A 567-nucleotide genomic window follows, 5' to 3' on the forward strand; every position below is an offset into this window, starting at 1 on the left:
ATTTTCATCCCGCCTAACTGTTGGAACAAACCTAACTGGGATACTGATTGCTCAGTGTTGAGTATGTTGTTTGGCCGTCGTCAGCTTGGTTTAAGCCTGGTGAGCAAGCGCAAAGGCGAAGAGAGCTTTTATGATATTCAAAAGCACAGTATTCAGACTCGTTCTGGCTTTGCGATTGATAACATTTTGGAGGCGCTTAGTTCACTTGCGAGGGAAAGTAACAAGCAACCTATGGATGAGTTACTGCTACAAGCGCTGCTGCAATATAGTAAGACGATGTTAGATGCGCCTGTCGAGAAGTCTCACAGCCGAGTACAAGATGTGTATCAGGGCATTTGTATTTACATTCAAGAGAATTTCCATCGTCAGATCACCCGTGACAGCATCGCCTCGCGCTTTAGTATTTCCTCTAACCATTTGTCACGAATGTTCCGCCAGCAAGGCCACATGACTCTGGCTGAATACATTACACGTGTGCGAGTCGATCGCGCCAAGTTCATGCTCAAGAAATACAATTTCAAGCTCAATGAAGTGTCTGTAGGTTGTGGTTTTAAGGATGTGAATTAC

Annotated in this window: 1 protein-coding gene; it reads left to right on the top strand. The window is 44.8% G+C overall.

All coding sequences use genetic code 11. The annotated features are described in order from the left end of the window. Nucleotides 1–567 (top strand): helix-turn-helix transcriptional regulator (locus tag KIV40_RS30275; RefSeq protein ID WP_285352967.1); only part of this gene is annotated, 567 nt, incomplete at both ends.

This window comes from Vibrio sp. D173a (assembly GCF_030248475.1).